The organism is Paenarthrobacter sp. CC6 (assembly GCF_040560085.1).
Taxonomy (GTDB): Bacteria; Actinomycetota; Actinomycetes; order Actinomycetales; family Micrococcaceae; genus Arthrobacter; species Arthrobacter nicotinovorans.
On the sequence record NZ_JARDAN010000015.1, the window covers coordinates 82078 to 100895 of the forward strand.

General features: G+C 64.8%; 15 protein-coding genes. 12 read left to right on the forward strand and 3 right to left on the reverse strand.

Features of this window, described 5'->3' with window-relative positions; all coding sequences use genetic code 11:
• Nucleotides 1-140: 140 nt before the first annotated feature.
• Together PV760_RS15370 and PV760_RS15375 are read right to left on the reverse strand one after the other, a co-directional pair.
• Nucleotides 141-1106 (reverse strand): quinone oxidoreductase family protein, encoded by a 966-nt coding sequence (locus PV760_RS15370; RefSeq protein ID WP_354628172.1) that lies wholly within the window; start codon nt 1104-1106, stop codon nt 141-143.
• A gap of 85 nt (nt 1107-1191) precedes the next feature.
• Nucleotides 1192-2280: a fatty acid desaturase family protein gene (locus PV760_RS15375; RefSeq protein WP_018779111.1), complete on the reverse strand. Its 1089-nt coding sequence runs from the start codon at nt 2278-2280 to the stop codon at nt 1192-1194.
• Between the two features lie 168 nt (nt 2281-2448).
• On the opposite strand from PV760_RS15375, the gene argC reads away from it, so the two are divergent.
• The 9 genes from argC to PV760_RS15420 all read left to right on the forward strand — a co-directional run bounded on the left by argC (nt 2449) and on the right by PV760_RS15420 (nt 12055).
• On the forward strand, nt 2449-3492 hold the full coding sequence (gene argC, locus PV760_RS15380) for an N-acetyl-gamma-glutamyl-phosphate reductase (protein WP_055977881.1): 1044 nt from the start codon (nt 2449-2451) through the stop codon (nt 3490-3492).
• Nucleotides 3489-4655, forward strand: coding sequence for a bifunctional glutamate N-acetyltransferase/amino-acid acetyltransferase ArgJ (argJ, locus tag PV760_RS15385; protein WP_354628173.1), 1167 nt, complete (start codon nt 3489-3491; stop codon nt 4653-4655). Before argC ends, argJ begins: the two co-directional genes overlap by 4 nt.
• Before the next feature lie 11 nt (nt 4656-4666).
• The gene (gene argB / locus PV760_RS15390; RefSeq protein ID WP_018779114.1) at nt 4667-5623 is read left to right on the forward strand and encodes an acetylglutamate kinase; all 957 of its coding nucleotides are present in this window, start codon (nt 4667-4669) and stop codon (nt 5621-5623) included.
• A complete protein-coding gene (locus PV760_RS15395) occupies nt 5620-6954 on the forward strand; it encodes an acetylornithine transaminase (RefSeq protein WP_181423352.1) in 1335 nt (444 codons plus the stop codon). The genes argB and PV760_RS15395 overlap by 4 nt, the downstream gene beginning before the upstream one ends.
• Nucleotides 6951-7952 (forward strand): ornithine carbamoyltransferase, encoded by a 1002-nt coding sequence (gene argF, locus PV760_RS15400; protein WP_018779116.1) that lies wholly within the window; start codon nt 6951-6953, stop codon nt 7950-7952. Before PV760_RS15395 ends, argF begins: the two co-directional genes overlap by 4 nt.
• Complete coding sequence (locus PV760_RS15405; protein ID WP_039240660.1) at nt 7952-8488, forward strand: arginine repressor; 537 nt, start codon at nt 7952-7954, stop codon at nt 8486-8488. The genes argF and PV760_RS15405 overlap by 1 nt, the downstream gene beginning before the upstream one ends.
• A 71-nt stretch (nt 8489-8559) precedes the next feature.
• The gene (locus tag PV760_RS15410) at nt 8560-9765 is read left to right on the forward strand and encodes an argininosuccinate synthase (protein ID WP_018779118.1); all 1206 of its coding nucleotides are present in this window, start codon (nt 8560-8562) and stop codon (nt 9763-9765) included.
• Nucleotides 9762-11240, forward strand: coding sequence for an argininosuccinate lyase (gene argH / locus PV760_RS15415; RefSeq protein WP_039240662.1), 1479 nt, complete (start codon nt 9762-9764; stop codon nt 11238-11240). Before PV760_RS15410 ends, argH begins: the two co-directional genes overlap by 4 nt.
• A 77-nt stretch (nt 11241-11317) precedes the next feature.
• A complete protein-coding gene (locus PV760_RS15420; RefSeq protein ID WP_039240664.1) occupies nt 11318-12055 on the forward strand; it encodes a maleylpyruvate isomerase family mycothiol-dependent enzyme in 738 nt (245 codons plus the stop codon).
• Nucleotides 12056-12265: 210 nt separating this feature from the next.
• On the opposite strand, the gene PV760_RS15425 is transcribed toward PV760_RS15420, so the two are convergent.
• Nucleotides 12266-13792 carry a DNA-3-methyladenine glycosylase 2 family protein gene (locus PV760_RS15425; RefSeq protein ID WP_354628174.1) on the reverse strand — a complete coding sequence of 509 codons (1527 nt, stop codon included), beginning with the start codon at nt 13790-13792 and terminating at the stop codon, nt 12266-12268.
• A 95-nt stretch (nt 13793-13887) separates the two neighbouring features.
• Between PV760_RS15425 and PV760_RS15430 the strand changes: the two genes are divergently transcribed.
• From PV760_RS15430 to tyrS, 3 genes are all read left to right on the forward strand, one after another.
• On the forward strand, nt 13888-14544 hold the full coding sequence (locus PV760_RS15430; protein WP_354628180.1) for a DNA-3-methyladenine glycosylase: 657 nt from the start codon (nt 13888-13890) through the stop codon (nt 14542-14544).
• Nucleotides 14545-14666: 122 nt separating this feature from the next.
• A complete protein-coding gene (locus PV760_RS15435) occupies nt 14667-16895 on the forward strand; it encodes an ATP-binding domain-containing protein (protein ID WP_275778930.1) in 2229 nt (742 codons plus the stop codon).
• Nucleotides 16896-16932: 37 nt separating this feature from the next.
• Nucleotides 16933-18243, forward strand: coding sequence for a tyrosine--tRNA ligase (gene tyrS / locus PV760_RS15440; RefSeq protein ID WP_354628175.1), 1311 nt, complete (start codon nt 16933-16935; stop codon nt 18241-18243).
• Nucleotides 18244-18818 lie beyond the last annotated feature (575 nt).

The following is an 18818-nucleotide window of genomic DNA, read 5'->3' on the forward strand; positions in this document are numbered from 1 at the left end:
CAGGAAGGTGAACAAAAGATGTCGGTGGCTTCTTGCCCGTCACAGTCCGTTGCTGCGATGTTCGCCGGAACGTCACCGGGAGTTTGGGGCCGGGCGCTGCCCCTACGGGACAAGCCGGTCGTCACAGGACAAGCCGGCCGTCACGGGACCAGCAGGACCTTGCCGGTGGTCCGGCGTCCCTCCAGGTCCCTGTGGGCCTGGGCCGCTTCGGCCAGGGGGTACGTGGCGCCGACCCTGACAGCAAGAGTGCCGTTGGCTGCGGCGTCGAAAATTTCGGCCGAGCGCCACCGGCGTTCCTGGGCATTCTGTACAAAGTGCGCCATGGTGGGCCTGGTGAGTGTCAACGAGCCTGCCGCGTTCAACCGCTGTGGATCAAACGGCGGCACCGGTCCCGAGGCTGCGCCGAACAGCACCATGGCCCCCCGGATCCGCAGGCTTCTCAGAGAGTCATCGAAGGTGTCCTTGCCAACGCCGTCGTAGACGACGTTGACGCCCTCGCCGTCGGTGAGTTCACGGACCTTGTCGGCGAAGCCCTCATAGCGCAGGACGTCATCAGCCCCGGCGAGAGTGGACAGATGGGCCTTCTCGTCGGAGGACACGGTGGTGATGACCCGGGCCCCGCGGGCCTTCAGCAGTTGGGTCAACAGCAGGCCTACTCCGCCGGCTCCGGCGTGCAGAAGCACCGTGTGGCCGGGCTCAACCCGGAAAGAGGAGTTCATCAGGTAGTGGGCCGTTATTCCCTGCAGCGGCAGGGCGGCGGCGGTGTGGTCATCGACGCCGGCAGGAACCGGGAGCGCCCTGGCGGCGTCCACCAGGGCGTACTCCGCGTAGGTCCTGGTTCCTTCGGCCGTGGCAATGCGGTCGCCGATGGCAAACTCTTCAACGCCCTCGCCTACCGCCTCCACGACGCCTGCTGCTTCAGCGCCGGGGGTGAAGGGGTAGTCCACCTTGTAGGTGCCATTGCGCTGGTAGGTCTCGATGAAGTTGACCCCGGCAGCTGCGACTTTGATCAGCAGCTGCCCGGGGCCCGGTGCCGGTACTTCGACGGAAGCGAACTCGAGGACCTCCGGTCCTCCGGGCTGCTGTGCAACGATTGCGTGCGTCATGGTGGCTCCTTACTCCGGGGCGGACCTTCCGGTGCCCGGTTCCAGAACCCATCCTAGGGAGGTTGGGGCCTCCCGTGTCGAACGCCTAGAAGCGTCCGTGCGTCGATGCCACGGGGCAATCGAATCCGCGGCCCGCTGCCAGGCCGACTTCGTTCAGGTACCGGACCACGATGCCGTAGGACTGCATCAGCGTGGTTTCGGTGTAGGAGATCGAATGCTTGGCGCAGAATTCGCGGACGATCTTTGTGGCCTTGTACAAGTGGGGGCGGGCCATGTCCGGGAACAAGTGGTGCTCCACCTGCCGGTTGAGTCCGCCCAGGAGGAAGTCCATGAAGATGCCGCCGGAGATGTTGCGCGAGGTCAGGATCTGACGGTTGAGGAAGTCCACGCGGCTGTCCTTGGGGAGGACGGGCATGCCCTTGTGGTTCGGCGCAAACGAAGCTCCCATGTAGAAGCCGTAGACCATGATCTGGACACCGAGGAAGGCAAAAGCCATCCCGATGGGCAGGAAGGTGAAAGCCAGTACGGGAAGGGCCGTGAGCCTTGCCAGCAGGATGGGTGCCTCTACCCAGCGGTGACGTACGTTCTGCTTGCCGAGCACGAAACGAAGCGAGTCGAACTGAAGGCTCAGGCCAAGCAACGTCAGGAGGGGGAAGAAGAACCACCCCTGCTTCTTGGTGAGGAACGCCAGGCGGCCCTTGCGTTCTGCCGCTGCATCCTCGTAGAAGACCAAGGCGTTGTTCCGGATGTCGGGGTCCTTGGAAATGACGTTGGGGTGGTTGTGGTGGGCGCCGTGTTTCTGTTCCCACCAGGAGTAGCTGATGCCGGCAATGCCTGTGGCCAGGAGGCGGGCTGACCAATCGTTGGCGCGGCGTGAAGCGAAGATCTGCTTATGTCCGGCCTCATGGGCCAGGAAGCTGAGCTGCGTGCAGAGAATACCGACTGCGGCGGCGATGAGGAGTTGGTACCAGGACTCGCCCAAGAGGGCGAAGCCGAGCCAAGTGCCGGCCATGAGCAGTATCAGGGCTACGAAAACCCAGATATAGAAGCCGCTGCGGCGCTCAAGGAGCCCTGCGGACTTGACGGTCTTGAGGAGCTCTGAGTAGCTCTGAACGACGGGATTTGGCTGAATTGCGCGTGCTTTGGGGCGCTCAGCGGTGGACGTGGGTGCCATATATGTGCCCCGTATCGCTAACGGGCAACGCTGCAGCCGACGTTCGGACTGCACGGTCTGGATCACCCTCCACTAAGCATACGCGCAATGTCCTAACAAATGTGACAGCTCACATTGGGCATGCATAAATATCGGACAGCATGAATATTCTTGCTGTATAGTGGAGTTATGACTATTTCTGTTGCCGTCTCCGGTGCCAGCGGCTACGCCGGGGGAGAAGTGCTGCGCTTGCTTGCGGGCCACCCGAACGTCACCATCGGTGCCATTACCGCACACAGCAACGCCGGTTCCAGACTAGGGGAGTTGCAGCCACATCTCCACGGTTTGGCCAGCCGGATACTGGAAGACACCACGGTGGAGAACCTCTCCGGCCACGACGTTGTGTTCCTGGCCCTGCCGCACGGCACCTCTGCCGGGATCGCGGCACAGTTGCCGGAAGGCACTGTAGTCATCGACGCCGGTGCGGACCACCGCTTGCAGGACGCCTCAGCGTGGGAGAAGTTTTACGGCTCCGAACATGCGGGCACCTGGCCGTACGGCCTGCCCGAACTGCCGGGCCAGCGCGAGGTTCTCAAGGGCGCAACCCGGATCGCCGTGCCTGGCTGCTATCCGACGTCGGCCCTGCTGGCCTTGACGCCAGGGTTCGCCAACAATCTCCTCCAGCCGGACGACGTCGTGATTGTTTCCGCCTCAGGCACCTCAGGTGCCGGCAAAGCGGCCAAGGTCAACCTGATCGGCTCGGAGGTCATGGGTTCCATGAGCCCCTACGGCGTGGGTGGCGGTCATCGCCACACGCCTGAGATCGAACAGGGACTGTCCAATGCGGCAGGGGAATCCGTGACAGTGTCGTTCACCCCTACGCTCGCTCCGATGAGCCGCGGCATCCTCACCACTGCTACAGCGAAAGTGCGGCTGCAGGATGGTCGCAGTGTCACTGAAGCCGAGCTTCGCCAGGCGTGGGCGGATGCCTACGACGACGAACCGTTCGTGCACCTGCTGCCCGAGGGCCAGTGGCCAACGACCAAGTCGGTGCAGGGTTCCAACCACGCCGTCATGCAGTTGGCGTTCGATCAGCACACCGGCCGTGTCATCGTCACCTGCGCCATCGACAACCTCACCAAGGGGACAGCCGGCGGAGCCGTGCAGTCCATGAACATTGCCCTCGGCCTGGACGAAACAGCCGGCCTGAACCTGCAGGGAGTTGCACCGTGACCATTACCGCACCCAAGGGATTCCGGGCCGCCGGCATCATAGCCGGCATCAAGGCCTCAGGCAAGCCGGATCTGGCACTCGTCGTCAACGATGGTCCGTCCAAGGCGGCCGCCGCGGTTTTCACCTCCAACCGGGTGGCAGCTGCCCCTGTTCACTGGTCCCGCCAAGTTGTCAGCGATGGCCGCGTGGATGCCGTAGTGCTGAACTCCGGCGGCGCCAACGCCTGCACCGGTCCGCAGGGCTTCCAGAACACCCACGCAACCGCTGAGAAAGTGGCGGCGGTGCTGGGAATCTCAGCTTCCGACGTCGTGGTGTGCTCCACCGGGCTGATCGGCGAGCAGCTGCCCATGGACAAGATCATCCCGGGTGTCGAAGCCGCCGCCAAGGAGCTCTCCGAGGACGGTGGCGCAGCCGCGGCAACCGCCATCATGACCACGGACAGCGTCTCCAAGGAAGCTGTCTTCGCGGGTAAGGATGCAGAAGGCAAGCCGTTCACCGTCGGCGGTATCGCCAAGGGTGCGGGGATGCTGGCTCCAGGCCTGGCCACCATGCTGGTGGTCCTTACCACCGACGCTGAAGTACCGGCGAACGAGCTCGACGTAGTGCTCCGGGACGCCACGCGCGTCACGTTCGACCGTGCAGACTCGGATGGCTGCATGTCCACGAACGACACCGTGGTGCTGCTCGCTTCAGGTGCTTCCGAGGCCCTGCCGTCGGCAGAGCAACTCAGCGAAGCGGTAACCGCCGTCTGCGCTGAGCTTGCCCGCAAGCTGATCGGCGACGCCGAAGGTGCCAGCCACGACATCGCCATCCGCACCTTCAATGCCGCCAGCGAACGTGACGCTGAAACCGTCAGCCGCTCCGTGGCCCGCTCCAACCTCTTCAAAGCGGCAATCTTCGGCAAAGACCCCAACTGGGGCCGCGTGCTGTCCGCCGTAGGAACCACCGACGCTGTGTTCGAAGCGGACCAGCTCAACGTCGCCATGAACGGCATCCAGATCTGCCGCAACGGTGCGATCGGTGATGACCGGAACCTGGTGGACCTCGAACCGCGCGAAGTGCTCGTGGAAATTGATCTCCAGGCCGGCGACGCCGAAGCGACTATTTGGACCAACGACCTCACGCACGACTACGTGCACGAGAACAGCGCCTACTCGAGCTGAGCGGAATGACGATGACTGCGCACACCCGCGAGAAGACTGCACCGGGCTACGTCTCGGCCGAATCAGCACAGGACAAGGCTGGCACGCTGATCGAGGCACTGCCTTGGATCCAGCGTTTCGCCGGCACCACCATGGTGATCAAGTACGGCGGAAACGCCATGGTCAACGATGACCTTCGGCGTGCCTTCGCCGAGGACATCGTGTTCCTCCACCACGTAGGTATCCACCCGGTGGTGGTCCACGGCGGAGGTCCCCAGATCAACTCCATGCTGGGCCGGCTCGGCATCGAGTCCGAGTTCAAAGGCGGCCTGCGCGTCACCACCCCCGAAGCCATGGACGTTGTCCGCATGGTCCTCACGGGCCAGGTAGGACGCGAACTCGTTGGCCTCATCAACTCCCACGGACCGTACGCGGTGGGCATGTCCGGCGAAGACGGTGGCCTGCTGCGCGCCGTCCGGACCGGCACCGTGGTGGACGGCGAGGAAGTAGACCTCGGCCTGGTGGGCGAAGTCGTCGGCGTGGACCCCGCTGGTATCACGGACATCCTCGACGCCGGCCGCATCCCCGTGATTTCTACGGTCGCCCCCGAGATCACTGAGGAAGGCAACGGTTTCCAGACCACAGGCCAGGTCCTCAACGTCAACGCGGACACCGCCGCAGCCGCGGTAGCGTCAGCCTTGGGCGCCACCAAGCTGGTCATCCTCACCGACGTCGAAGGCCTCTACGCCAACTGGCCGGACAAGTCCTCGCTGATCTCCTCCCTGACGGCCTCCGAACTCCGTGAAATGCTGCCCCGCCTCGAGTCCGGAATGATCCCGAAGATGGCCGCGTGCCTGAAGGCCATCGACGAAGGCGTGGAACGCGCACACATCGTCGACGGCCGCCTGCCGCACTCGATGCTGCTGGAAACCTTCACGACGGCGGGCATCGGCACCCAAGTTGTCCCCGACGAGGAAGTGAACGCATGAGCGAAACTGTTGGCCTCAGCCCGACCGGCGATGGACCCCCCGCCCGCTTCGCGGTGCCCGACCACACCCGGGGGTCCATCGCCGGATCGGACGCCAAAGCTTCCGTCATTACTGGAGTGAGTAATGGCGCGGACTGGCTTGCCCGGTACTCGTCGTCGCTCATGGGTGTCTTCGGGACCCCCCAGCGGGTTCTTGTCCGTGGCGCCGGCTGCCTTGTGTGGGACGCCGACGGCAAGGAATACCTGGACCTCCTGGGCGGTATCGCCGTGAACGCGCTGGGCCACGCCCACCCGTTCGTCACCTCGGTGATTTCCAGCCAGTTGGCCACGCTGGGCCATGTCTCCAACTTCTTCACCAGCCCCACCCAGATTGCCCTTGCCGAGAAGCTGCTGTCCCTGAGCAAGGCACCGGCCGGGTCCAAGGTGTTCTTCGCGAACTCCGGCACGGAAGCGAACGAGGCGGCCTTCAAGCTCGCGCGGCGCAACAACGCCGACGGCAAGCGCACCAAGATTATTGCCCTTGCAGGCGCCTTCCACGGCCGCACCATGGGTGCTTTGGCGCTCACTGCCAAAGAGGCCTACCGTGCGCCCTTCGAGCCACTGCCCGGTGGCGTGGTCCACATCCCGTTCAACGACATCGACGCCTTGCGCGCCGCCGTCGACGATTCCACCGCGGCCGTATTCCTGGAACCGATCCAGGGCGAAGCAGGCGTCCGGCCCCTCAGTACCGAATACCTGCGGGCTGCCCGTGAGGCCACCAGTGCCGCGGGCGCGCTGCTGATCCTGGACGAAGTCCAAACAGGCATCGGCCGCACCGGCAAATGGTTGGCAAGCGAAGACGCGGGCATCGTGCCCGACGCCGTGACCCTCGCCAAGGGACTCGGTGGCGGCTTCCCCGTAGGAGCTCTGGTCACGTTCGGCAGTACGACGTCGGCCCTGCTCACGGCCGGGCAGCACGGCACCACTTTCGGCGGAAACCCCGTGGCCACCGCCGCCGCGCTTGCCACGCTTCACGCGATCGAAAGCCAGGGTGTCCTGCAGAATGTGCTCGCTGTTGGAGCGCACCTGCGCGACGGCCTCGCCGCACATGAGGCTGTGACCGAAGTCCGCGGAGAAGGCCTTCTCATCGGCTTTGACGTGGACGCCGACGTAGCACCGGCCATGGTGACAGCGGCCCTGGATGCCGGATTCATCATCAACAGCCCCGGCCCGCGGACCATCCGCCTGGCGCCCCCGCTGATCCTGACCATCGAACAGGCAGACCGGTTCCTGACCGCCCTGCCGGCATTGATCTCCACGGCCAAGGCCACGACTTCCAAGGACAACAAGTGAGCATTTCCACCCGTCACTTCCTCAAAGACACCGACCTGAGCCCGGCTGAGCAGGCCGAGGTTCTGGAACTCGCAGCCCGGATGAAGGCCGCGCCGTACAGCGTGCAGCCCTTCGCCGGGGAAGGCAACGGCCGGAAGACGGTCGCGGTGATCTTCGACAAGACGTCCACCCGGACACGCGTCTCCTTCGCCACGGGCATCGCCGACATGGGTGGCAACGCCTTGATCATCAATCCCGGTGAAGCGCAGATCGGTCACAAGGAATCCGTGGAGGACACCGCGAAGGTCCTGGAGCGCATGGTCTCCACTATTGTCTGGCGCACCGGAGCCCACTCGGGCCTGGTGGCCATGGCGGAAAACTCCAAGGTCCCCGTCATCAACGCCCTGTGCGACGACTACCACCCGTGCCAGCTCCTTGCCGACCTCCTGGCCGTCAAGGAACACAAGGGGGAGCTCGCAGGATTGACCATGGCCTACTTGGGCGATGCTGCGAACAACATGGCCAACTCCTACCTGCTGGCGGGAGTTACCGCGGGAATGCACGTCCGCATCTCCGGTCCCGAAGGTTACCTGCCGGCACCGGAAATCGTGGCGGCCGCGGAAGAGCGCGCCGCTGAAACCGGTGGTTCCGTCCTGATCACCAGCGATGCCGCCGAAGCCCTCAAAGGTGCAGATGTCGTGGCAACGGACACCTGGGTGTCCATGGGCCAGGAAGCGGAGAAGGAAGCTCGCCTGCAACTGTTCCGCGACTACTCCGTGGACGAGGCTGCCATGGCGCAGGCCGCGCCGGACGCCGTCGTCCTCCACTGCCTCCCGGCATACCGCGGTTACGAGATTTCGGCCGGCGTCATTGACGGACCGCAGTCCATCGTCTGGGATGAGGCAGAGAACCGGCTCCACGCCCAGAAGGCCCTCATGGCCTGGCTGATGCACCGCTCCGGGCTTGCGTTCGTTGAGGGCCTTTCTCCCGTCGAAGGCACTGGGGAGAGCACGTTCTAGTGTCCGCCAACCCGTCCGTGCCGGGCGCAAGCCCGGCCACCAAGACCGCCCGGCAGGCCCGCATCACTGCGATCCTGACGGGTGAGTCCGTGCGCTCCCAAGCAGAGCTTGCAGCCCTGCTCGCGGACGACGGCGTGCAGGTCACCCAGGCCACACTGTCCCGCGACCTCGTGGAACTGGGCGCGGTGCGCGTCCGCGGCAAGGATGGAGCATTGGTCTACGCCGTGCCGGGGGAGGGCGGCGACCGCAACGCCAAGAGCGGGGTCACCCAGGAAATTCTCGACGCGCGGCTGACCCGGCTCTGCGGCGAACTCCTGGTAACCGCCGAGGCATCGGGCAACATCGTGGTGCTCCGCACCCCGCCGGGGGCAGCGAACTTCCTGGCACTGGCCGTTGACCACTCCGTGATGCCGTCGGTATTGGGTACGATCGCAGGCGACGATACTTTGCTGCTGGTCGCACGGGATCCCGATGGCGGGGCAGAGCTAGCGGCCAGATTCCTGCGGATGGCCGAGGAAGCCGGCCCCGGCAACTAACTGCTTTACACAGCACTGATTCACACAGCATTTGATTCGAATGAACCAAGCAACAACAAAGGAGCACTCTCGTGACTGAGCGCATTGTTCTGGCCTACTCCGGTGGCCTTGATACGTCCGTAGCCATCGGCTGGATCGGTGAAGCCACCGGTGCCGAGGTCATCGCCGTGGCCGTTGACGTCGGACAGGGTGGCGAGTCCCTGGAGACCATCCGCCAGCGCGCCCTCGGCTGCGGCGCCGTCGAGGCCTACGTCGCGGACGCCCGCGACGAGTTCGCCAACGAGTACGCCATGCCGACGCTGAAGGCCAACGCGCTCTACCAGGGACACTACCCGCTGGTTTCGGCGATCTCCCGTCCGGTCATCGTGAAGCACCTGGTGAAGGCTGCCCGCGAATTCGGCGCCACCACCGTTGCCCACGGCTGCACCGGCAAGGGCAACGACCAGGTCCGCTTCGAAGTCGGCATCCAGACCCTCGGCCCGGACCTGAAGTGCATCGCACCCGTCCGCGACCTCGCACTGACCCGCGACAAGGCCATCGCCTTCGCTGAGGAAAAGGGCCTGCCGATCGAGACCACCAAGAAGAACCCGTACTCGATCGACCAGAACGTCTGGGGACGCGCCGTCGAAACCGGTTACCTTGAGGACATCTGGAACGCTCCCACCAAGGACATCTACGACTACACCGCCACCCCGGAATTCCCGCCGGCACCGGACGAGGTCACCATTTCCTTCCAGGCCGGCGTGCCGGTAGCCATCGACGGCGTCAAGGTCACCCCGCTGCAGGCCATCCAGGAACTCAACCGCCGTGCGGGCGCGCAGGGCGTTGGCCGCATCGACGTCGTCGAGGACCGCCTTGTGGGCATCAAGTCCCGCGAAATCTACGAAGCCCCGGGTGCCATGGCGCTGATCACCGCGCACAAGCACCTCGAGGACATCACCATCGAGCGCGAGCAGGCCCGCTTCAAGGCCACCGTTGGCCAGCGCTGGGCAGAACTCGTGTACGACGGACAGTGGTTCTCCCCGCTCAAGCGCTCCTTGGACGCCTTCATCGAGGACACCCAGAAGTACGTCTCCGGTGACATCCGCATGGTCCTGCACGGCGGCCAGGCAGTCGTCAACGGACGTCGCTCCGAGACCTCGCTTTACGACTTCGACCTCGCCACCTACGACACCGGCGACACCTTCGACCAGTCCATGGCACGCGGCTTCATCGAGCTGTGGGGCATGTCCTCGAAGGTAGCCTCCGGCCGCGACCTCCGCGTCGCAGGCGAGTGACGCCGCAGCAGGGCCCCGGGACGCAGGGGTCCCCGGCGGCCGAGCGTAGCGAGGTAGGGGAGCGTTCAGGGACAAATGAAGGTGCACTGTGGGGCGGTCGGTTCGCCGGCGGCCCCGCGGATGCGCTGGCCGCACTGAGCAAGTCCACCCACTTTGATTGGCGGCTTGCCCGTTACGACATCGCCGGTTCCAAGGCCCACGCCCGCGTGCTGGCCAAGGCCGGACTGTTGGACGACGCCGAGCTCGAAGGCATGCTCGCAGCCCTCACGCAGTTGGACGAAGACGTCGCGAGCGGCGCCTATCTCCCGGCCGAGAGCGACGAGGACGTGCACGGGTCACTGGAACGCGGACTGATTGAGCGTGCCGGGACCCAGTTGGGCGGCAAGCTCCGCGCCGGCCGTTCACGCAACGACCAAGTGGCCACCCTTGGCCGCATGTTCCTGCGGGACCACGCCCGGATCATCGCCCAGGGCGTCCTTGCCACCATCGATGCCCTCGTTGAGCAGGCAAAGGCACACCATGGTGTCGCCATGCCTGGCCGTACCCACTTGCAGCATGCCCAGCCGGTTCTCCTGAGCCACCACCTCCTGGCCCATGCCTGGGCTTTGCTGCGCGATGTGCAGCGGCTCCAGGACTGGGACAAGCGCGCCGGTGTTTCGCCATATGGTTCCGGTGCCTTGGCTGGTTCGTCCCTTGGGCTGGATCCTGAAGCTGTTGCCGCGGACCTCGGTTTCTTCTCGGCCGTGCACAACTCGATCGACGGCACTGCTTCACGTGATGTCTTTGCCGAGTTCGCCTGGGTTTGCTCCATGATTGGCGTTGACCTGTCCCGGATTTCCGAGGAAGTCATTTTCTGGGCCACCAAGGAGTTCTCCTTCGTCACGCTGCATGACTCGTACTCCACGGGGTCCTCGATCATGCCGCAGAAGAAGAACCCGGATGTTGCCGAGCTCGCGCGCGGCAAGGCGGGACGCCTCATCGGCAACCTGACCGGCCTCCTCGCGACGCTCAAGGGCCTGCCGCTCGCGTACAACCGCGATCTGCAGGAAGACAAGGAGCCGGTCTTCGACGCCGCAGACACCCTGGAGCTCTTGCTCCCGGCCGTGTCCGGCATGATCGCCACGCTCACGTTCAACACCGAGCGGATGGAATCACTGGCACCACAGGGCTTTGCGCTGGCGACCGATATCGCCGAATGGCTGGTCCGCCAGGGCGTTCCGTTCCGCGAGGCGCACGAGCTCTCCGGGGCAGCGGTGAAGCAGGCCGAAGGCCGGGGCGTGGAACTGTGGGATCTCACGGACGAAGAGTACGCAGCGATTTCGGAGCACCTGACGCCCGAGGTCCGCTCTGTGCTGAGCACCGAAGGTTCCCTCAACAGCCGCAACTCGCAAGGCGGAACCGCACCGGCCGCCGTCGAACGCCAACTGGCTGCTCTGGAAGCTGAACTGGACGCAGCGCGCTCCTACGCGTTGTAACCCTCGTCCGCCGGGAGCGGGACGGTGCCTGAAGGCGCCGTCCCGCTCTTCGTTTAACTCTGCGTTAGCATGGCGATATGACCCGGATCACCCCAGAGACGCTGCCCGCAGAGCTTCACAAAGCCGCCGGCACCGTCACCCGACTCCTTGCCAAAATGGACGACGCGTCCGTAGCCGAACCCTCGGAGCTTCCCGGTTGGACCCGCGGACACGTCCTTGCCCATATCAGGGGCATTGCCGACGCGATGGCACGCCAGCTCGAATATGCACGCCGTGGAGAAACCATCGAACTGTACGACGGCGGCATGGAGGGACGCACGAAAGCGATTGAACTGGCCGCCGGTCACAGCCTTGCGCAGCACACGGAGTCCGTCACCGCTGCGCTGGATTCCGCCCTCGCCGCATTCGACGCCTTGGGTCCTGACGACTGGCAAGCCCGGATTGCCTATCGGGACGGAACAGTCCTCGACGGCGGCCTGGCGCTGTGGCGCGAACTCACCATCCATGCTGCGGACCTGCGTCTCGGATTCGGACCGGAGACCTGGAGCCGCCCGTTCTGCGAACACCTTGTGGGTTTCCTGGCCGCGCGCGTGCCCGGGAAATACAAGCTGGTCCTGCAGCCTACCGGCCTTCCGCAGCTGAGCATCGGCAGCGGTGGCACGTCGATTGCGATCACCGGCATGCTGACGGACATCGCAGCCTGGTTGGCGGGTCGCGAACCGAGCCTCGGCAGCCTCCGGGCAACTGCGGCCGCCGACGGCGTCGAACTGCCCGAACTTCTGCCCTGGCCGGCCGCCCAACCCGCTGCCCGGTAGTCCACCGACGCTTCCTCACGTTCCGCGTGTTTGGTGCGGTCGCTTGCTCACGTTCCGTGTGTTTGGTGCGGTCGCTTGCTCACGTTCCGCGTGTTTGGTCCGGACGCTTGCTCACGTTTCGCGTGTTTGGTGCGGACGCTTCCTCACGTTCCGCGTGGTTGGTGCGGTCGCTTGCTCACGCCCAGCCGACTCAACAGCGCGACGCCGGCACTAGGCGTGGGTGCCGACGCCGGCTGCCGTGCGGGCGGGACGGACCGCAACGGGCTTTGCCGCTGCCCGCCATAAATGCATGGTGGCGTAGGAGCGCCAAGGGCTGACTTCCCGGAAGTCGGCACTGAGTCCCGCCCCTGACGGCAGGACCTTCAATCCGTTCCGGACCGCAGCATCGTTGGCCAGCAGAATGTCCGGAGCGCCGAGCACGCGCATCGCGACGTATCCCACGGTCCACGGCCCCACCCCGGGCAAGGGGAGCAGCTTGCGTCCAAGGCTTTCGACGTCGTCGCCGTAGTCGAAATCAAGTGTCCCGGTAGCCATGGCCTCCGCAGCTGACACGATGGAGTCGATGCGACGCCGGGGTCCCCGGAGCAGGGCCCGGCCGTGCTCGGCGAGTTCTGCCGCCGTCGGAAACAGTCGATCCAAACCCGGTCCGCCCACCCCGGCGGGGGAGCCGGCGTCCGACAACTGTGTGAGGGCCGTGCGGGCGGCGGCGACGGTGATCTGTTGGCCGATCATCGCCCGGATCAGTAGTTCCTGGGGATCCACCGCGCCGGGAACCCGGATACCGGGAATGGCCGGGATTCTGCCGGACAGACGGGGGTCTATGGCAAGGGCGTCATCGATCGCCTGCGGATCGGCGTCGAGGTCGAACAGTCTCCGGACCCGGCTCAACAGTGCCGGGAGGTCGTGGAGATCCAGGGCGTTGACCGTCAGTTGCAGGGGCTTTCCACGGGATTCAGGGTTGAAGGAGACAGAGAAGGATGCGTTGCCTCGAGGCAGGCGCAGGGTGCGTGCGTAGCTCCGGGTTCCGTCCGCCGAGGTGTCCGCAGACTCGATGCCGGGAACTGCGCGTACTGCCAGGAAGTCGAAGATTCCGGGGTCGAACGGTTCCCTATAGGGCAGGTTCAGTGTCAGCGCCGAGGGCGTGGCCTCCGAAACCCCGTCACCACGGCGCAGGCCGGTCTTCGCCCCGGTGGCGCGTAACGCCGTCGGGGTCATGGCGAACACTTCACCGATGGTGTCGTTGAATTGGCGCACGCTGTTGAACCCGGAAGCGAATGCGACATCTGCCAGAAGCATGTCCGTAGAGACCAATAGGGTCCTGGCCGTCTGTGCTCTGCTTGCCCGTGCAAGGGAGAGCGGGCTCGCGCCCAGTTCATGGCTGAGGATGCGGTTGAGATGGCGGGCTGAGTACCCCAATCGGTGCGCCAGGCCATCGACGCCTTCGCGGGTTATGACGCCGTCGTTGATCAATCGCATGGCGCGGCCGGCGATATCGGATCGGAGGTTCCACGCGGGCGTCCCGGGAACCGCTTCGGGCAGGCATCGCTTGCAGGCCCGGTAGCCGGCCTCGTGCGCTGCCGCCGATGTTTCATAGAACGTGACGTTCTCGGCCTTGGGTGTCCGGGCGGGACAGGATGGCCGGCAATAGATGCCGGTGGACCTGACGGCTGTGAAGAATTGACCGTCGAACCGGGTGTCGCGGGCGTCGATTGCCCGGTAGCGCTGCCAGAAGTCCATGGCTTCATCCTGCCAGCCGTCCCGGGGCGGTGCTAGCGGAAATCGGACATGTCCGTTACGGGGGTTGTTGCTAGGGTCTGGTCATGAGTTCGTCCATGGACAATGGTGTCAGCGACCCGGCGGAAGTGCGTAGCTTCCTTGAGGGCGACCCCCGTGTGATCGCCCCGCTGATCCTTGGCGCTGTACTGACCCACAACTCGGAAGCGGGCCCGGTTTCCGTCCGCCTGACGGAAGTCGAGGCCTATATGGGTCCCAAGGATTCCGAACACCCCGACCCCGGTTCGCACACCTTCGGCGGCCCCACGGCCCGGAACGCGCCCATGTTTGGACCGCCGGGATTTCTCTACGTCTACTTCACCTATGGCATGCACTATTGCGCCAACATCGTTTGCGGACCCGACGGTTCACCCTCGGCTTTGCTCCTGCGGGCGGGAGAAATCGTCGACGGCGAAGGCCTCGCCGCCGTCCGAAGACCGGCCTCGAAAGCACATAAGGACCTGGCCAGCGGACCAGCCAGGCTCGCCTCCGCACTGGGACTGACGACGTCGGACACCGGCCGTGACGCGCTTGCGGATCCCTTCAGCTTGTGGTTGCCTGCGGTTCCGGCGGCGGCAGTGGCCAGCGGTCCCCGCGTTGGAGTGGCGGGACCGGGCGGCACCACCGAATACCCATGGCGTTTCTGGATTGAGGATGACCCGACTGTGTCCAGGTACAAGGCGGCGCGGCCCAGAAAAAGGCCTGCATCCGGGTAACTTTCCCCTCCGGCAGTACGACTTTCCTGTGACGCAGTCCGAGGTATGACTTGTACCCCACGCGTTTACCAAAATCGCTGTAGAATGGTAGGTCTGTCTTTTGCGATAGGGGTTACGGTTCGATGCACGACGCTGATTTGGTCCACGAGCAGGAATACGTTGCCGGGCTTTACGCCCGGCTCGATGAGCTGCGCGCTGAAAAGCGCGCCCAGCTGGCGCAGGTGCGCAAGGCAGGCGCGGTGGGAACCATGCAGAACGTCTCAGAACGTGACGCGTTCGCTGCCCTGTATGAGGACCGCCTTGCCCAGCTCGACGCCGTCGACGACCGTTTGGTCTTCGGCCGCCTCGACCTGGATTCCGGAGAGGCGCAGTACATCGGTCGCATCGGCCTGTCCACGGCCGACCTCCAGCGGCTCATGGTCGACTGGCGTGCGCCCGAAGCCGGCCACTTCTATCAGGCGACCGCGTTCGACCGCCAAGGTGTGCGCCGCCGTCGTCACCTGATCCTTCAGGGACGCGACGTCAAGGCGATCGAAGATGACGTCCTGGACGCGGGGATGCTGGCCGACAACGACTCCCTCCAAGGCGAAGGCGCGCTGCTGGCCGCGCTGAATTCGAAGCGTACGGGCCGGATGTCGGACATCGTGGGCACCATCCAGTCCGAACAGGACAGGATCATCCGTTCCTCCATTTCAGGGGCGCTTGTTGTTCAAGGTGGTCCCGGTACGGGTAAGACCGCTGTTGCCCTGCACCGCGCGGCCTACCTGCTCTACACGCACCGCGACCGGCTCAAGAGCGCCGGCGTCCTGCTGGTGGGACCGTCGTCGTCGTTCATGCACTACATCGAACGTGTTCTCCCGTCCCTCGGTGAGACAGGGGTGGTCATGGCCAGCCTCGGCCGCCTGATGCCCGGCATCAACGCCGTCCCCGAGGAAAACGCCGACGTCGCTGCCCTCAAGGGCAAGCTCGACATGGCCAAGGTGGTGGCCAACGCTGTGGCGAACCGGCAACGGACACCTGCCGAGGACCGCATCCTGGAAGTCGATTCACGGAAGCTGACGCTCACCGTGCGCCAAGTGCGCCGTGCCCGCGAAAAGGCTCGCGCCACCGGCAAGCCCCACAACGAAGCACGCCTGACGTTCGTCAAGATTCTCCTGCGCGAGCTCACCGAGCAGCTGACGGACCTCGTCGAGGAATCGAACATCGGCAACAACGCCGATCGCGCCTACCTTGCCGAGGACGTTCGCTCTGCCAGGGACGTCCGGATCGCGTTGAACTTGTGCTGGATGCCGATGACGCCGGAGAAGCTCATCTCGGAACTCTTCAGCAAGCCCGCCATCCTCGAAGCGTGCACGCCGCACCTGACGCCCGAACAGCGTTCCTTGCTCCAGCGGCCTGTCGACGCGCCTTGGACCGAAGCAGACGTTCCGCTCCTGGATGAGGCCGCCGAACTTCTGGGCGAGCTGGATCCGGCAGCCGGCAGGGGATTGGCCCAGCAGGAAGCTGACCGCGCTCGTGACCTTGCCAATGCCAAGCAGACCCTGGCCAACATGGAAGCCATGGGCGTCGACGTCCTGGTCACGGCCGAAGAGCTCGCGGAGCAAAACCAGGAGCGCGAAGGCCGGTTGACCGCTGCCGAGCGCGCCACGAGCGACAGGTCGTGGGCCTTCGGCCACATCGTAGTTGACGAGGCCCAGGAGCTCTCACCCATGCAGTGGCGCCTGTTGGTGCGCCGCTGCCCGTTGAAGTCCTTCACCATCGTGGGCGACATCGCCCAGACGAGTGCCGCAGCCGGTGCCAATTCGTGGCAGAGCGCATTGGCGCCGTCGTTCGGTGACCGCTGGACGCTGGAGGAACTGACGGTCAACTACCGCACGCCGTCACAGATCGCAGAAGCTGCCGTCCGCATGGCCAACCGGGCCGGGCTGGTGGTCTCAGCCCCGAAGGCGGTGCGCGAGGGCAAGTGGTCACCCATCGTTGACCGCGTTGAGCCGGACGGTATTGTGCAGCGCCTGGTGGACGTCCTGCCGGAGGAAGTGGAAGCGATCGACGGCGGCCTGCTGGCCGTCATTGCCGACGGTCCCTTGCTGCCGCAGGCAACCGCGGCCTTGAAAGAGGTCTACGGGCGCCGTATCGGTGCCGGGGCAGGCAGCTACGAACAGGACATCGTGGTCATCAGCCCCAAGGAAGCGAAGGGGCTGGAATTCGACGGCGTTGTGGTCCTTGAGCCGGCCGCGATGCTCAACCACGAGCACGGCAAGGTAGGCGACCTCTACGTTGCCATGACCCGGGCCACGCAGCGTCTGCGCCTCATCGCGGCCGCGCCGGTGCCTGCCGGTATCGAGCGCTAGGCAAAACCGTCCCCGCAACCCTGCTAACTTAGATCTCGTGTCACACGTAAACAACCTCGAGTCCCAGCACAACGATCCCGCCTTTGCCAACATCTGGCAGGAACTTACTTGGCGCGGCCTAGTCCACGTTTCCACTGATGAAACGGAACTGGAAAAACTGCTCGCCGGGGACCCGATCACGTATTACTGTGGCTTCGATCCCACGGCGCCGTCACTGCACTTGGGCAACCTCGTGCAGTTGCTGCTGATGCGTCGCCTGCAGTTGGCCGGCCACAAACCCCTCGGTTTGGTGGGCGGTTCCACCGGCCTGATCGGCGACCCGCGTCCGACGGCGGAGCGCACCTTGAACACCAAGGACACCGTGGCCGAGTGGGTGGGTTACCTGCAGGGCCAGGTTCGCCGCTTCCTCAGCTTTGAGGGTGACAACGCTGCCCGCATGGTCAACAACCTTGACTGGACTGCGCCCCTGAGTGCCATCGACTTCCTCCGGGAAATCGGCAAGCACTTCCGCGTGGGCACCATGCTCCGCAAGGACGCTGTTGCCTCGCGCCTGAATTCCGACGAGGGCATCAGCTACACCGAGTTCAGCTACCAGATCCTGCAGGGCATGGACTACCTCCAGCTCTTCCGCGACTACAACTGCGTCCTGCAGACCGGCGGTTCGGACCAGTGGGGCAACCTCACCAGCGGAACCGAGCTCATCCGCAAGGTGGAGGGCAAGAGCGTGCACGCCCTGGGTACGCCGTTGATCACCAACTCCGACGGCACCAAGTTCGGCAAGAGCGAAGGCAATGCTGTCTGGCTTGACCCGGACATGTGCAGCCCGTACACCTTCTACCAGTTCTGGCTGAACACGGCGGACGCTGATGTCGTGGATCGCCTCAAGGTGTTCACCTTCCTCTCGCGTGCCGAGATCGAAGCGTTGGGCGAGGCCGTGGCGGAACGCCCGTTTGCCCGCGAAGGCCAGAAGAAGCTTGCCTACGAAGTGACGTCGTTGGTCCACGGAGTCGACGCCACGGAGAAGGTCATCGCTGCCTCCGCTGCCCTTTTCGGCAACGGCGACCTCACGGTTCTGGACGAGCGCACCCTGGAGGCGGCCACTGCGGAACTTCCTTCGGCGACGATCAATGCTGACGGCCTCGGCATCATCGATCTCCTGGTTGCGTCCGGACTTTCCGAGAGCAAGTCGGCTGCCCGTCGGACAGTTGGCGAAGGTGGTGCGTACGTGAACAACACCAAGGTGTCCGATCCCGACGCCGTCATTGCCCAGGACGAACTCCTTCACGGCCGTTACTTGCTGCTCCGCCGGGGCAAGAAGAACCTGGCCACGATCGAGGTCTCGGCCTAGGTTCCTTGGCAACCCAGCTCTGAAAGGGCCGGCGACCGTTATGGTTGCCGGCCCTTTGTGTTTAAGCGCCGGTTGTTCAGTTCCTCAGGCCGGTGGGCTTGTCGCGGAGAGGTGGCCGGCGGGGAGGGGTGGCTGTCGCGGAGGGGGCGGTCATCCTCTGCGCGCTCGGTCGTTCCTCCCTTGGACGCGCGCTGCCGGATAACCGCCCCCTCTTTCCGACGCTCGCTCACATCCCTAGGGCTTGAATCGGACGCTTGCTCGCATCCCTCGGGATTGAATCGGTCGCTTGCTCATATCCCTAGGGTTTGGTTGTGACGCTTGCTCACGTTCCGTGGGTTTGAATCGGACGCTTGCTCACGTTCCGTGGGTTTGGGTCGGTCGCTTGCTCATTTTCTTCGACGCTCTCTCACTTTGGTGGGGGAGCGTTGTTGTTTTGGTGTCGGGTGTCGTCTTTGGGGGTTCGACGGCGGTTGTTGGGTTGGGTGCGTGGGTGTGGGTGGGTTGTGATGGGGTTCACGGTGGTTGTTTTGGTGGGTTTGGGGGTGGTTTGTTGGGTTGGTGGGGTTGTTTGGGTT

Excerpts from the sequence above, each read along its gene's own strand:
- PV760_RS15430 (WP_354628180.1), top strand. The coding sequence starts at position 13,888 with ATGGACAATGGTGTCAGCGACCCGGCGGAAGTGCGTAGCTTCCTTGAG.
- argB (WP_018779114.1), top strand. The coding sequence starts at position 4,667 with ATGACTGCGCACACCCGCGAGAAGACTGCACCGGGCTACGTCTCGGCC.
- PV760_RS15420 (WP_039240664.1), top strand. The coding sequence starts at position 11,318 with ATGACCCGGATCACCCCAGAGACGCTGCCCGCAGAGCTTCACAAAGCC.
- PV760_RS15375 (WP_018779111.1), bottom strand. The coding sequence starts at position 2,280 with ATGGCACCCACGTCCACCGCTGAGCGCCCCAAAGCACGCGCAATTCAG.
- PV760_RS15425 (WP_354628174.1), bottom strand. The coding sequence starts at position 13,792 with ATGGACTTCTGGCAGCGCTACCGGGCAATCGACGCCCGCGACACCCGG.
- PV760_RS15370 (WP_354628172.1), bottom strand. The coding sequence starts at position 1,106 with ATGACGCACGCAATCGTTGCACAGCAGCCCGGAGGACCGGAGGTCCTC.
- PV760_RS15435 (WP_275778930.1), top strand. The coding sequence starts at position 14,667 with ATGCACGACGCTGATTTGGTCCACGAGCAGGAATACGTTGCCGGGCTT.
- argC (WP_055977881.1), top strand. The coding sequence starts at position 2,449 with ATGACTATTTCTGTTGCCGTCTCCGGTGCCAGCGGCTACGCCGGGGGA.
- PV760_RS15395 (WP_181423352.1), top strand. The coding sequence starts at position 5,620 with ATGAGCGAAACTGTTGGCCTCAGCCCGACCGGCGATGGACCCCCCGCC.